General features: G+C 34.8%; 13 protein-coding genes. 4 read left to right on the forward strand and 9 right to left on the reverse strand.

The window, feature by feature from the left end; translation table 11 throughout:
- Window positions 1-107: 107 nt before the first annotated feature.
- The 8 genes from D9782_RS01470 to D9782_RS01505 all read right to left on the reverse strand — a co-directional run bounded on the left by D9782_RS01470 (window position 108) and on the right by D9782_RS01505 (window position 8,629).
- A complete protein-coding gene (locus D9782_RS01470) occupies window positions 108-2,366 on the reverse strand; it encodes a helix-turn-helix domain-containing protein (RefSeq protein ID WP_121603880.1) in 2,259 nt (752 codons plus the stop codon).
- Between the two features lie 18 nt (window positions 2,367-2,384).
- The gene (locus tag D9782_RS01475) at window positions 2,385-3,005 is read right to left on the reverse strand and encodes a YesL family protein (protein WP_026680035.1); all 621 of its coding nucleotides are present in this window, start codon (window positions 3,003-3,005) and stop codon (window positions 2,385-2,387) included.
- 288 nt (window positions 3,006-3,293) lie between these two features.
- Entirely contained in the window at window positions 3,294-6,362 is a 3,069-nt protein-coding gene (locus D9782_RS01480; RefSeq protein WP_121603881.1) for a beta-galactosidase, read from the reverse strand.
- 177 nt (window positions 6,363-6,539) lie between these two features.
- Window positions 6,540-6,977 carry a hypothetical protein gene (locus tag D9782_RS01485; protein ID WP_026680033.1) on the reverse strand — a complete coding sequence of 146 codons (438 nt, stop codon included), beginning with the start codon at window positions 6,975-6,977 and terminating at the stop codon, window positions 6,540-6,542.
- 48 nt (window positions 6,978-7,025) lie between these two features.
- On the reverse strand, window positions 7,026-7,298 hold the full coding sequence (locus D9782_RS01490) for a DUF5344 family protein (protein ID WP_026680032.1): 273 nt from the start codon (window positions 7,296-7,298) through the stop codon (window positions 7,026-7,028).
- A gap of 456 nt (window positions 7,299-7,754) precedes the next feature.
- Window positions 7,755-7,895 carry a YvrJ family protein gene (locus D9782_RS01495; RefSeq protein WP_080668622.1) on the reverse strand — a complete coding sequence of 47 codons (141 nt, stop codon included), beginning with the start codon at window positions 7,893-7,895 and terminating at the stop codon, window positions 7,755-7,757.
- Window positions 7,896-8,149: 254 nt separating this feature from the next.
- Entirely contained in the window at window positions 8,150-8,365 is a 216-nt protein-coding gene (locus D9782_RS01500; protein ID WP_121603882.1) for a DUF2922 domain-containing protein, read from the reverse strand.
- A 39-nt stretch (window positions 8,366-8,404) separates the two neighbouring features.
- A complete protein-coding gene (locus tag D9782_RS01505; RefSeq protein ID WP_026680030.1) occupies window positions 8,405-8,629 on the reverse strand; it encodes a DUF1659 domain-containing protein in 225 nt (74 codons plus the stop codon).
- A 276-nt stretch (window positions 8,630-8,905) separates the two neighbouring features.
- Here D9782_RS01505 and D9782_RS01510 point away from each other — a divergent pair, with 276 nt between their 5' ends.
- The 3 genes from D9782_RS01510 (at window position 8,906) to D9782_RS01520 (ending at window position 12,369) form a co-directional block, all read left to right on the forward strand.
- Entirely contained in the window at window positions 8,906-9,577 is a 672-nt protein-coding gene (locus D9782_RS01510) for a FadR/GntR family transcriptional regulator (protein ID WP_121603883.1), read from the forward strand.
- 113 nt (window positions 9,578-9,690) lie between these two features.
- Window positions 9,691-10,938 (forward strand): CynX/NimT family MFS transporter, encoded by a 1,248-nt coding sequence (locus D9782_RS01515; RefSeq protein ID WP_026680028.1) that lies wholly within the window; start codon window positions 9,691-9,693, stop codon window positions 10,936-10,938.
- Window positions 10,939-11,304: 366 nt separating this feature from the next.
- A complete protein-coding gene (locus D9782_RS01520) occupies window positions 11,305-12,369 on the forward strand; it encodes an LCP family protein (RefSeq protein ID WP_121603884.1) in 1,065 nt (354 codons plus the stop codon).
- Window positions 12,370-12,400: 31 nt separating this feature from the next.
- On the opposite strand, the gene D9782_RS01525 is transcribed toward D9782_RS01520, so the two are convergent.
- Window positions 12,401-13,132, reverse strand: coding sequence for a WecB/TagA/CpsF family glycosyltransferase (locus D9782_RS01525; RefSeq protein WP_121603885.1), 732 nt, complete (start codon window positions 13,130-13,132; stop codon window positions 12,401-12,403).
- 213 nt (window positions 13,133-13,345) lie between these two features.
- On the opposite strand from D9782_RS01525, the gene D9782_RS01530 reads away from it, so the two are divergent.
- Complete coding sequence (locus tag D9782_RS01530; protein ID WP_121603886.1) at window positions 13,346-14,389, forward strand: LCP family protein; 1,044 nt, start codon at window positions 13,346-13,348, stop codon at window positions 14,387-14,389.
- Window positions 14,390-14,487 lie beyond the last annotated feature (98 nt).

Consider the following 14,487-nt stretch of genomic DNA (forward strand, 5'->3'; position numbering starts at 1 on the left):
ATAAAACTACTCCGAACTACGATCCGGATAAAACTTTACTCGGATTATAATTCGGAGCTTCCTTATTTGCATGTCTGTTTGCCTCTCATAGTTGGAGACACTCAAACTCATCTATTCAATTTACGATATTGCCCTGGAGTAACACCTATAATTTTTTTAAATTTACGAGTGAAATTGGCAACATCCTTATAGCCAACCTGCACAACGATATCTTTAATTGGCTGTTGCGTCTCTTTTAGCTGTTTTTTAACATTCTCCATTCGCAGTTCCTGTACGTATTGCGTAAAGGTAACCCCTGTCTGCTCTTTTATAAACCTACTAAGATAAGAAACAGAGAGTTTAAATTTTAGGGCAATACTTTCCAAGGACAGCTCATAGTGTTGATAGTTTTCCTGAATATACGCTAAAATATCATTGCGAAGCTGGTCATTATGACTTTCCTTTTTGCCTTTTACTTCTTGGCAAATGTCTAAGACCAATGTTTCCAATCTTGTATGTAACTGCTCAATGGAATAAAAGTCTACTATCCGATTAAAATCTTGAATATTATTACTCAAACCCGTTTCCGAGATCGTTTTAACGATTGTATTGATTATGTCAAAGCAAATACATTTTAAAACTTGAATGGAATAATCATTATGATCTAACTTGGAAAAAATGTGACGCAATGTTTCAATTGCTACAACCTTATCACCCTGTTTTATACTTTGAATAATCTTTATCTGCTCTTCCTTTGGATAACCAAGAGACTGCTCTGGCTCTAGACTAATATCCTCAAAATAAATAATACTGCCTGGAGGATTTATGAATTTATATTCAATCGTTGCAAGCGCCTCAATGTAGGATCGATTTATTTGTATTTTCTCCGTATAAAGACCTCCTACTCCAATCGTAGGCTCTATCAACGAGAATTCCTTGATAAACTGTCGAATTTCTAGTACTAATTGCTTTCGTAATTCGCTAGGCTGCTTTGCGCTTTCTTCTATACTGATAATCACCGCCATTGCATCATTATATAAAAGATCTATTCCATGAGCATTAGCATTTTCAAATGACATATCAGACAATTTATTAAATAAATTCTCACGTTCTAACATATTAGCTTCATGAAACATTCCTTTATCGAAATAAATAATTCCAACAAAATAGGTACCACCCTTCAGGTCTATTTGTAATGCCTTGGAAAGAGTCTCTATTTCTTCTTTAGTCGGAATATCGCCTTTTAACAGCTTTACAAAAAACTGATCCCTTGCAAATGGCTTTTGCATATACATTGCCTCATTTAAGGTTTGATGATCCTCAAATACATTTGTAATGGTTTGTCTTATCGTTTCTAGTTCATTACCTCCTTCCATTTCTTGCGTATTATTTTTTCCTTTTCTCGTAATTTCAACGATATTTCGAATCGGTTTGTATTGATTGTTACCAAGTAAAATTGCCAATATAAAACCTATAATAAATATAATAACTAATAATATAAAAACTATTAAACTAGTATTTCCCAACCGCTTAAAAAATTGATTGCTATCCATTACGGTAATGAATTTCCAATTACTCATATCGGATTTAACAGACACCATCGAATAGTCTTTACCATCTATCGTTACATTGTTAATTCCGCTTCTACTTGAAGAAGCATAATCAACTTTCTTTATATTTATAGAATCATCATTAATACTGGAGGCAATAATTTGATTGTCTTCATTAATAATATATGCATTCCCCTCAAAATCACCAAGGATATTTTGAATAAGATCTGTCATTTTTCTTTCTTTTATAAAATACATGACTGTACCATAGGGACTTGGATTCCCAGGAGAAATAGGAAATAAATAAGCAATCATATTCTCATGTTCATCCTCGTTAATTACAACATGATCGATTGGCTTAATAAACGGAATTGTTGAATGTAAATCATTTAGTAAATCTTGCTTTTTCCATTCATTAAAACGGTACTTATTATTCAGTAAAGCATCGATGGAATAGGAGCCATGCGTTGAATATATTGTTTCTGCATTATGGTAATAAATAAACAATTCCTCAATGATGGAACTATTCGCTTTATATTTGTTTAATTCATCAATAGCCTCTCCACCATAATAATTATGGCTAAACATATATGGCGTCAATCTTGGATCATATGAAATTCTCGCTGCTAATGTTTCTAACTCCTTCATTCGCTCATTGGTTATGTTTTCAACCTGCTCCAATTTATTAATATTGGATTGTTCTATTTCCTTTCGTAGGCTGGAAACCGAGTTATAATAAATTATCATGCTCATAAGAAGAAAAGGTACAAGAAATATAAATAAATAAGAAATAATATATTTATATAACAGTCTAGGCTTTTTCCAATATCTCCACATAATCTCCCCCCTTATAAACTAACTCATTTGTTTATTCTCTATCTGTAAACAAGCTTGGTGGGCAAACCACATGATAGGTGTAGCAATTATTGATGATCCAGCAAAAACCAATAATATTGGCAGGAAATAGAATACATATAAAAGTAGAATAATACTAATAATCATTGCTATTGTTTCTAATGGTCTGGCCAATGCAATAAGAAAGGATTGTTTAATATATTGATGGAATTTTAAGTTATAACGAACAAATACAGGATAAAAATAGAGCAGCATAATAACATATAATGAACCAATAAATAAAAGTAATGCATGAAAATAAAAGGATTGAATGTAATTTTTCGATATGGCAATATCTATATACATAAATGCCCCAATGCTCATAAATAAAATACCAAATGCATTACTAGTCTTAAAATGCTGTTTATAAACAGCATAAAAATTTTTAAATATCGGTATATCGAAGTCCTTCTCATACCATTTGTGCATGACTGTATATAAGGCTGTAGTTGCAGGGGAAACACCAAATACTATTAATCCTAATAAGGTAAAAGCTACCCATAAAATATGTAAATACATAACTTTATAAAGCCAATTACCAAAATCATATATCCATCGTAAAAAACCATTAAATAAAGACAATTTATATCACTCCTATGCAAACGCTTACCTTGTTGTTTCTAACTACCCCTCCTAATCCCCAACTGAACTTCTTTTGTAAATACCAAATCAAGTGGCGTAATGGAAATAATTGGATGTATTAATAATTAAAATAGAATAATAGCTCTACTTTACAACTATCGACAAGAAAAAACACCTTTCAGCAAGTATAGCATAGAAATCTTTCTTTTATTATAATATTTAGAAAAATAAGACTTAATTATTAGAAATTAAGCCTTATTCGTTTCCTTCTCGTACACATTTCCTATTCTAATTTTTCGTTGTAATTTCTACCTCTTCAGGTCGATATACCGCTGTTATAGTACCTTTCATATCCGTTGCATACATTACAGTACGCTCTGACTCGAGTAAAAATAGATAACTAGTATTCGTCTTTTGATCGGTAATCTTTATTTCGATATCTTTCGAACATTCTGATACAAATATATATAAACAACCATGTTTGAAGGTTAATTTTCTTCCATACATCCCGGGGAGGTTTCCTTTATTCCATTGAAACTCTTCAGGTATTCCTGATCGTCTCATAACATAGGAATATAAAGCTATTATTGGTTCATTACGTTCGTTTAACTCCACAGGTAACCCACACCAGTAAATCATACCCTTTCCATATGGAACTTCTTTCATAGTCTTTCCACCTACATCTACTTCTTTCAACAATTCACCAATCTTTTCATTCCCAAACGATACAAAGTAATCCTGCCCATTCATTTCAAGTATTTCTTCACGAACAAGATTTTGTGTTTTGGTTTTACCTAGAATCGATTCTGTTCTAGAGGTATGGCCCCAATATGCATCGATACTAATTGCACCAGTGAATAACAGATTAACGCCTTTGTCCTTTACCATTGTTAATATCGTATCGAATGTACTTGAACTAAAATTATGTGGACTTGGAATAATAAGTAATTTGGGCAAATCGCTCAATATTTCTTCTACATGATATTCACTAACAGCTCGAAATGGCATATTCATTTCATAAGCTAATACACGTGTTAATTTCGTAGTCGCCCTTATGGAATATCTACGATTGGAGAAATCATTAGAAAATGGGTAAACTACAGCAATATCCTCTAACTTCCTACCTCTAAATAAATCTTTTATTTTATACATGAATTCTCCATAATCATAGGATACATTTGCCTCTGGTTTTTCAGTCCCATCTGCACGTATTGCTCCAATATTTGATTCATTAATATTATTCATAAAGTAGTTTGTATTCCACAGCCATTGAACTGCACCCGCTCCACCAGTTGAGAAAGCATAAGCATACTTCCTCTCTAATATATTTCGTAATTCTTCCTCACTTCTTTTGGCGTGATTATTTGCATTTTCAACATACATGATTCCTGTTTCTTGAATTAAATTAGGTTTTGCAGGCGTTTTAGTGAATATTCCGTCCCAAATTAAGTCATCTAAAAACCACCATGTATGGTTACTGGTATAATCAACGGCTTCACTATAAAACAATGGGGATGGTCGCAATCCACCAAGTGCTTCATCCTGTCCCACAGTAACTAGCTGATCACCAGCTAAGTTCTTAATCGAACTTGCTAGCTCCTTTACCCATTTATTATGCATGTCCATCGTGTATAAGGTGTAATCAAGCCAGCATAATCCTTTCTTCCCAGACATCATATCCCTTATTCCAAAATTGATTTCAGAGGCCTCTGGTGGTTCAACTGCTGCAAAAGAAGGTAATTCTTCTTCCGTTACATTCCACCTTTCTCTTAATTCACGTACAGTTCCGTGCCGTGCTTTAAGCCACTTCTGATAGTTTCTGCGATCATAGCTATCATGACTAGTTTTAGGACCAGCAAATGGACGGTTGGGATCAAATACAGACGGCTCATTAATTAAGTCCCAGTTAATATTTGTTGTTTCTACATGTCTAGAAACAATCGACGTAATAAAACGTGTTTGCGCCTTCAAGCTACGAGAATCAAGATAAGGATTCTCACCGTCCCAAGCCTCAGGAGTAAAGGAAAAGAACGTAAAGGTGACCTCGATATCATGTTTTTTAGCACATAGTATAAAGGCATCAATGGCTCGGAGGACGGCTTCATCCATGTATCCATCAATAAACATCATATTGCGCCAGCCTGTCCAAATTCCAGTACGAATATAATTAATCCCAGCACGTTTCATTTGTGCCATATCGTTATCCCATAAATGGGCATTAGGGAGAAACAAAAAATAACGAGCAACATCTGAGGTCATATAGGTCATTCCAACAATTGGCATAGGTTGTCCGTTTTTATGGAAGTAATCACGATCGCAGTATAAGGGCTCCCCTCTAGCCAAGAGCTGTTTATCCATCCCCCAGAATCCCTGATAGAGTGAGCGTACCTCACCGTTCTCTGACTCAATATAACAACTTACATGATATAATCCAGGTTCAATCGTAATCGGAATAATAAATGAATGATTATAGCGTTGTTTACTAGCTTTTATTGATATAGTCTCTGTATAAAGTGGTTCTGAATTGCTACTTACTGTTAATCTAACCTCCCATTGGACAGGTGCATCGGTAAAGGACTCCATCTGTAAGCTAGCCATCGGTTGTTCCCCTTTTTCATATGTAGCATAGTTCACCTGCAAGGACATCTCCGTCACACCATGACTGGTAAATAGCGCTAATTCTCCCAAAAATTCAATTCCTAATTTGCTCCAAAACCGTTTATCCATCCTTTGATTAATAAATATCCATCGACCGCCTGTAAACGCTCCGTTTCTATTTTCAATCAGAACACTCGGAGCAGCTACTTTTCTTCCGGAATCCGTAAATCCTTGTAGCAAAGGGAATATCCTAGCATCCATTGGTCCTGCTGCACCCATTTCTCCCTTTAAAGAACTGGATTTGGTAACATGCAGGATAAAGTTATATGTATCTTGGATGGCAAATAGCTTTTCCTTTCCTTTAAAAATGGGAATATCATAATTGGATTGTAATTGCGTGACCTGCTTCGTTTTTACTGGCAAAGCCTCGTGAATATTTAATTGTTGGTGGTACGCAGTCTGTTCACGTTCTTTTTTCCATTTGCCGTCTTCTTGAAAGCATGGAACTCGAAAAGGGATGCCACCAAAGTGAACCATACCTTTTCCGGTTGTTAAATAAGAATAGATCGCCTTCCAAGCATTTTTAGGAAAAAATGAACCATGTAGATTAATAAAACAAGTTACCTGATCATCATCAAGAGCTTCTTCCAATGAATTAGCAGTTACAATTGTTCCATTTAAGTCTTCCAAAATAGATCTATTTGGTCTATTACCATCTATAGGAAAATCATAATCATAAAAAATAATTGTTTTTGCCATATAGCGTGCTCCCATCCACATAACGTTGTAATATTCAGAATTGAACTTACATGATTAGCGTACATGTGATGTAAGGCACTGTAAATATGTGATTATCGTAAACTATGTTTTTATTGCATGTTGCTTCTACATGCACCGAATTAGATAGCTAGAATGTGAATTAACGTCATATCGTTACTATTTAATGATATTTGTTTTCGTCACAGTTGAGCTAGCAATTTTCCATCCATCGCTTTCATTGACAAATACATACTCCATATGTGCAATATGATCACGATACGATTCGCCAGCTGCAATAAATGATGCCGTTGCCCGCTGTTCTGCCTCAATTACAATGCGATCATTCGATTCTTCTATTACCTTAAAATCCAATAGTTCATACGTAATATCATAATCCTTAAAAAATACTTCTAATTGTTTTTTTGTATCTTCCCTACTCGCTTCTACAATTGTCTCCAGATACTTATCCATATTTTCATCTTCAGAATAGGTTAAATTATCTTCTAAGACTTGTTTAACTTGAGAAGCATTTTTACTTATCTTGCTTGCATCATCATTACTACAGCCCATTATGACTAGTAGTGTTCCAATTAATAGAAGCATTACCTTATACATAGTACATCATCCTTAAAAGCTTAATAGATATTACGCAAAAGCATTATCTCAATACATAGAAGTCGATTGGGTATGGTCCATTCCTTGCATTTTTTCCACAGCTTGATTCGTAGCTTTTGAGTTATTATGTTTTAAAGCGTGGTAGGAAGAATTGATTTGCTCAAATGTGTTTTTAATTTCTTCAAGCTTATGCAGAATAACACCTGTATTATCTTCTTTGTTCATGCTTGTATAGGACTTTTCAAAGTTTTGAATGGTAGCTTGAAGCTCTGATAATGCCTTATCAATAGGTGCACGTTCGATTTTTACTTCTTCATTCATGAATTACATAATCCTCTCTTCTTTGGTTCACAAAAATAATACTGTCTTCATATGTTGAAGACAATTAACTGCTTAACGTAATGCAGCAGGTACTCGGTATTATAAAATGAAAACCTCAAGCAGTTGGGGGATTTTGTTTATCCCACACTAATTGTTAGTACCACTAGGGTATAACCTAAAGACCTTTGAAGCAATCGAACATTTACTGGCAGTCGATCTCACTTACCAATGTTAGCTTCTCTTTATTGCTTGAGGTCGGGGGCTTACTGGCAGTTATATGTAGGATAAACCCCCTTAAAATTATAAGTGATTACCTTTTATTTTCTAAGTTAAAAAAGTACTAGATTCGCTTATTAATCGACATACTGTGACTAGTAAGTAGGGAAATTGGACTATCATAGTTATTTAATGGGATAATGAAAAACTCCGGAATCTGGTGACTCCGAAGTTTTTCAGTTATTTATAATTTAATCGCTCTGGCAATGCATGAATGGAATCGATTAAAACATTTAATTTCCCTTCAATCCGATGCAATAGATAAAATGTTACAGCTATCGGAAAGCCAACATCTGTAATAAAAGCTATCCATGGATCCATAGCCATAGCCTCCTTTTTAGTTAAATGAAAATTAAAATATAGCCTAGACTACGTTTAAAAAATGGCTGTTATAAACAGCTTCGTGTAGAATAACTGGCATCACCTAGATTCCAGCTTGAAGAACAACCGACTAAAGACACCTTTGTATTCACATAGGCTGAGGCTGATCATGAAAAAGAGCGTGTATTCCCATTGTTTAGAAAGAGAGAGCTGTCTTTTGGTACAGCTCTCTTCCTCTTTACGGATTGGTGCCGTTAATTAATATCTATCTCCTCAACAATCCGTTCTACTATTCGAGCACCCTTTTTAGAAAGTAGCTCCCCGCCACTTGACGAAAATGCATTTTGTTTGAGAATTTCATCCATAGCTGCGTTAACAGCAGTTGGGTCTGCAGGTACTATGGGGTGATCAATCGAATAAGTTACTGTCTTTCCTTCTTTATTCGCAAATTTCAATTCTAGTTTTTTCAACGTATTCCCTCCCTTCTTACTTAGTTACCTTCTTCTTCCTTAGACTGGCTCAATGGCTGAGGTATCCTTACGTTCAACGGAATGAAGCGGAAGCTGCTGCAATCCAGCAATCGCTTGTGCTATTGTATATAGCTGTTCTGCGTTTGCTGTAGGTTTGACGTTATTAAAGCTCTTTGTCTTAACGATTGATTTTCCAGTTACCTCATCCAAGCCTCCGTCAAATACCAACCATAATGAAGAGTCCATTATTTGTGTCGTTGCCATATTTCTTCACCTCCTTCTATCCTTACATTCGTATGGAATAGTAAGAAGGAGGCATGAAAGGAAAAGAAAAATATGTGACGTTATTTATTAGACATAGAGAAAAGAGAGGGTCACTTAACCAGCTGGGAGAATGTGAATTGAATAATATCAACAGGTAAAAAGGATAATTGATTTTTTTATTATCTGCACATAAAAGGATGCTTTTATTTACATACTTATGACGATCTGATAATATATCCTATGTACCAATCATCCTACAAATTTGGAGTGTAAAGAATGCTTAAGAAAACGAATCGCATATCGTTAGTCGACCAAGTTGTTTCGCAAATGGAGAATTTAATTGAAAATGGTCATTGGTCTATTGGTGATAAAGTTCCACCTGAAATGGAATTAATGGAAGAATTCGGTGTTAGTCGTAATACATTAAGGGAAGCTATTCATGCTTTAGTACACGCAGGTTTATTAGAAACAAAACAAGGAAGCGGAACGATTGTCCGTTCATCAAGTTCCCTAGAAGCTGCAATGCATCGCTACATCGAAAAATCTGATCTACTAGAAACGTTAGAGGTTAGATTAGCCTTAGAAAAAGAGGCAGCTCAGTTGGCAGCAAAACGCCGAAGTGAAGAGGATATAAACAAGCTGCACGCAAGTATTAAACAGTGTCAGGATGCGGCTGAACGAGGTGCTATGGAGGATTTTATTAAAGCAGATATCACTTTTCATAAAAATATGGTAAGAGCTGCAAATAATAAGCTGCTACAAGATTTATATGAACATATGACAGATCCGTTATATTCCTCTATCCGCGATATTATGCTAATGGATAATCAATTCGATTATAACAAGGAAATTCATAGCGAGCTTTTAGACGCGATTCGACATCAAGATATAGATGGTGCTACAAAGTATGTTGATGCTTATATTAATGAATTTAAAAAAAGATTATAAAGCATGCACAGAATTTCAAGAGCAATAGAGGACAAGGTTGCTCCAGTATACCACTTTTTTAGAAATAAACTTCGGATTAGTTCCGTTGTTATGATAGATTCGGAGGAAAAATTTTGAATAATAATAGACTAACTTTAGAAAAGACACAAGAAAACCGCAATACTTGGATTTTTTTAATTGGAATTATTTTGATTGGGTCAAACTTAAGAGCTCCATTAACTTCTGTTGGATCCCTAATTTCCTATATACGTGACGATTTAGGAATTAGTAATGCGTTAGCTGGAACAATTACAACTTTACCTTTACTTGCTTTTGCACTTGTATCACCGTTTGCTCCTAAAATAGCAAATAGAATCGGCATAGAATGGACAATATTTATTTCTATCACACTATTAACAATTGGTATTATTATTCGCTCCCTATTTGGTTCCATATTTTTATTTTCTGGAACCATTCTTATTGGGTTAGCTATCGCAATTGGAAACGTATTGCTACCAGGCTTAATAAAAATGAACTTTCCACTTAAGATAGGATTAATGACAGGGATATATGCTGTCTTCATGAACGTATTTGGAGCTTTAGGATCTGGCTTAGGTGTTCCTATTTCTTCTATCGGAGACATTGGCTGGCAAGGCTCACTGGCTGTATGGGGGATACTTTCCTTTATTGCCCTGCTTTTTTGGATTCCTCAGTTACAAAAACAAAACAAGTCAGATCCTACAACAAGTGCAACTCCACAAGCAGAGGGGTCTATTTGGAAATCCACACTAGCATGGTGTATTACATTATTCATGGGATTACAATCGTTAATATTTTATACGCTAATTACATGGCTTCCTGAAATATTACAATCTCATGGTTTTAGTTCGGATAGCGCTGGTTGGATGCTGTTCCTTATGCAATTTGCTATTATCCCGGTAACGTTTATTATTCCTGTTATTGCAGAACAAATGAATGACCAGAAGCTATTAGCTAGTATAACTGCCATTCTATTTATGATAGGAATTGGAGGATTATTTTCTGGAATTATTCCTGTACTAGTTATATCCGTTATTTTTATAGGAATTGCTGGCGGAAGTGCCTTTAGTCTTTCGATGATGTTCTTCAGTCTTCGAACATCAAACGGCCAACAGGCAGCGGAAATGTCAGGGATGGCCCAATCGTTTGGTTATCTATTAGCAGCTTTAGGGCCAGTTTTAATTGGTGCATTACATGATTTAACAAATGGATGGCAAGTTCCACTTATTATGCTATTTATTATTTCAACTATCATTTTAATTGTGGGTTTAGAATCAGGAAAACAGAGAATCGTTACAGATCAATTACAAACTAAAACTGCTTCACTCAAGTTAGATAATTAACGTGTAAACATTCATGATGGAATTATTGTAAATACGACATGTCTTGCATCGAAAAGCTTAGGGAATACTAATCCGTTTGGTGCATACATGTCGGATTGAATCTATTCTATCAAAAGTCTTGTTTAGCTTTGATTTCCTAGCTTTGCTGATAATTCATATACCCCATACAAACCTATCCACTAATTGCATAACACTATTATCCTGAAGCACTTTAACAAATGGAATCAGACCATAAGCAACACTTCTAATAAACACCTTCTGCATAGCCATTATTCGCTAAATAATTTTTTAGAATATTTTTTAATTTACGGATTAATTACTTAATAGTAAAATAGTATGTAGTACGTTTGTCGAGGAGAAAATAGTATGTCTAACAAAAATAAAAATTTCTCACGGATTTCAATCCGTAAGCAAAAAATGAAAACAAATAGAAAGAAGCTATTATTATACATAGGAATCCCCCTTTCCGTAGTTGTAATCACAGTCCTTTCCTACGGCCTCCATCTGTATACAACCGCTAAAGATGCAGCAAATGAGTCCTTTGAAAAAGTTGGAAGAGAAAATGAAAAATCGGATTTACGATCTGAGTCTGTAGATCCTATTGAGGATAATGTATCCGTACTAATTATCGGTGTTGATGATAGTGAAAACCGGGGTTTTAATGAAAAGAGTAGATCGGATACATTAATTTTGGCTACCTTTAACAAAGAAAGCGGAAGTATAAAGCTTTTAAGTATCCCGAGAGATTCCTATGTAAATGTTCCAGACCATGGGTATACAAAAATCAATAATGCACATTTTTTTGGTGGACCAAAAAAAGCAATTAATACAGTGGAACGCTTAATGAATGTACCAGTCGATTACTACGTTCGTCTAAATTTTGAAGCTTTTATAGAAGTTGTCAATTCATTAGGAGGCATTCATTATGATGTCCCATTTGAAATTGTTGAAATGGATTCACAAGATAACAAAAATGCCATTCATCTATTCCCGGGACTTCAAGAGTTAAATGGCGAAGAAGCACTAGCGATGGCAAGGACAAGGAAATATGATAACGATATAGAACGAGGTAAGCGACAACAGGAAATTATAAAGTCAATTGTGAAGCAAGCTGCTTCAGCATCATCTATACTAAAGCTTGATGATTTAATAACCGCTGTAGGCAACAATATGAAGACAAACCTATCCTTTAGTGAAATGAAAAGCTTTATAAGTTATGGAATAAATACAAATCTCTCTCTAAGTTCTGTGAGTCTGGAAGGTACTGGGGGGAAAATGAATGACGGATTATGGTATTATCAAATAAACGAACAAAGCAGAAGCGAGCTCGAAAAAGAATTAAGAGCGCATCTCGACCTCTCCATATCGGATGTAAATAGTTCTGAATTCAGCTCTGAATCTAACGAAGTGAATGAGTCTACGATTAACTAATAAAATGCGTGATCCAGGCTCACGCATTTTGTTAATCTTTTTTCACATATACTCGAAACATAAACTCCACCGCTTTTAAAATTCTTTTCCAGCGAGATGGCTGTTTTAGTAAGCGGTATAACCATTCTAAATTTAAATTAATCCATGCCTTTGGGGCTCGTGGAACCTTTCCCGCCAAAACATCAAATACTCCACCAATTCCAATGAATATCCCTTTTGAAAATTTCTCTTTATGTTTCATAATCCATTGTTCCTGTTTAGGAGAGCCTAGGGCAACAAATATAATATCTGGTTCACTATTTTGTATAGATTCTGCGAACGTCTCATCTTCCATATCTATATAGCCATGATGATGTCCTGCAATCTGAATATGGGGATAACTTCTTTGCACTTCCGATACAGCTTTAGCATTTATTTCATCTTTTGCTCCTAAAAAATAGCAGCTTAAACCATGATCATTAGCATAACTTAGAAGATCTAATGTCAAATCATAACCAGTAACACGTTCTTGCAATGGTTGCTTCTGAAACTTTGCTGCCTTTAAAATACCAACTCCATCAGGAACGATATAGTCTGCTGTTCGAATAATTTGTCGATATGTATCATTCTCTCTTGCTTTCATGACAATTTCTGGATTAGCTGTTACTACAAAACACTTTTGCTCTTCATCTAATCGAGGAACCAAATAATCTCTTAAGAAATCATTCCTTGTTGTATTTAAGAAGGGAATTCCCATTATGGTAACAGTATTATTAAAACTCATTATTTTATGCAACCTTTCGCACTCTAGTAACGTCTATTAATATAGACCTTACAGAATTGTAATATGAATATTATTTACGAATACACATATTCGTAGTAAAATAAAACTTAGTTTTGAAAAAAAGCAAGAAAATTATCATATCTTTAATGATGTTGTTTTATATTAACATTATATAGAACAATTTTCTATTAAATAATTAAGGGTGAATACTGAATGTCAAATAAAACAACGCGTACTAGAGTTGTTCGAAAAAAGAAAAAACGTAGGTTAAAGAAAAGGGCATATTTCATATTGTTACCACTAATAATAGCCTTTTTAACAATAGTGAGTTATGCTTCTTATCTATATATAAAAGCAGACAGTGTTTTAAATGATTCTTATGAAGATGATGGCAGAGAGAAATCAGAACTTAGAGAAAGTAAAGTGGATCCCAATGTGGACAATGTTTCAGTATTAATTATGGGTGTGGATGCCAGCGACCTTAGAAACAATGCTGACAATGCTCGTACCGACACACTAATGGTTGCTACTTTAAACAAAGATGACAAAAGTGTTAAGTTGGTAAGCATTCCTCGTGATTCTTATGTTTATATTCCTGAAGTAGGCTATAAAACTAAAATCAACCATGCTCATGCATACGGGGGTACACAAGCAACAAGAGATACAGTTGAGAATTTATTAGGTATTCCTATAGACTATTATGTCAAAGTTAACTTTGAAGCATTCATAGAAGTTGTTGATGCAGTAGATGGTATTACTGTGGATGTTCCTTATGAACTTAAGGAACAAAACTCAAAAGACAAAGCTGGAGCTATTCACTTACTGCCAGGTGAGCAGCAATTAGACGGAGAAGAAGCATTAGCATTGGCACGGACAAGAAAAATGGATAACGATATAGAACGAGGGAAAAGACAGCAAGAAATAATAAAAGCTGTTATTAAAAAGGCCGTATCCGTTAACTCTATTTTAAAAATTGACAATGTTATAGAGGCAGTAGGAAGTAACATGACAACTAACATGACCTTTAGTGAAATGAAAAGCTTTATCTCCTATGGTACAAAAGGTAAAAACCTTGATTTTGAGACACTCACACTAGAAGGACAGGACTATCAGCCAAGTAAAACCTATTATTGGCAGTTAGATGAAGTTGCTTTACAGGAAACACAAGAAATCTTGAGAAAACATCTAGATTTACCTGCGCAGAATACTGTAACAGATTCCAATGAGGCTACATCACCAGAGGAAACCTCTTACTAATACTATTTAGAATAAAAGCTAAGCGCCCGATTAGAAACGTAGCGACTGGAGCGAATCAACAAACACGGCGAGCTTGGGAGCCGATGCTGACTTAGATT

Source organism: Virgibacillus sp. Bac332 (assembly GCF_003667785.1).
GTDB lineage: Bacteria > Bacillota > Bacilli > Bacillales > Amphibacillaceae > Virgibacillus > Virgibacillus salarius.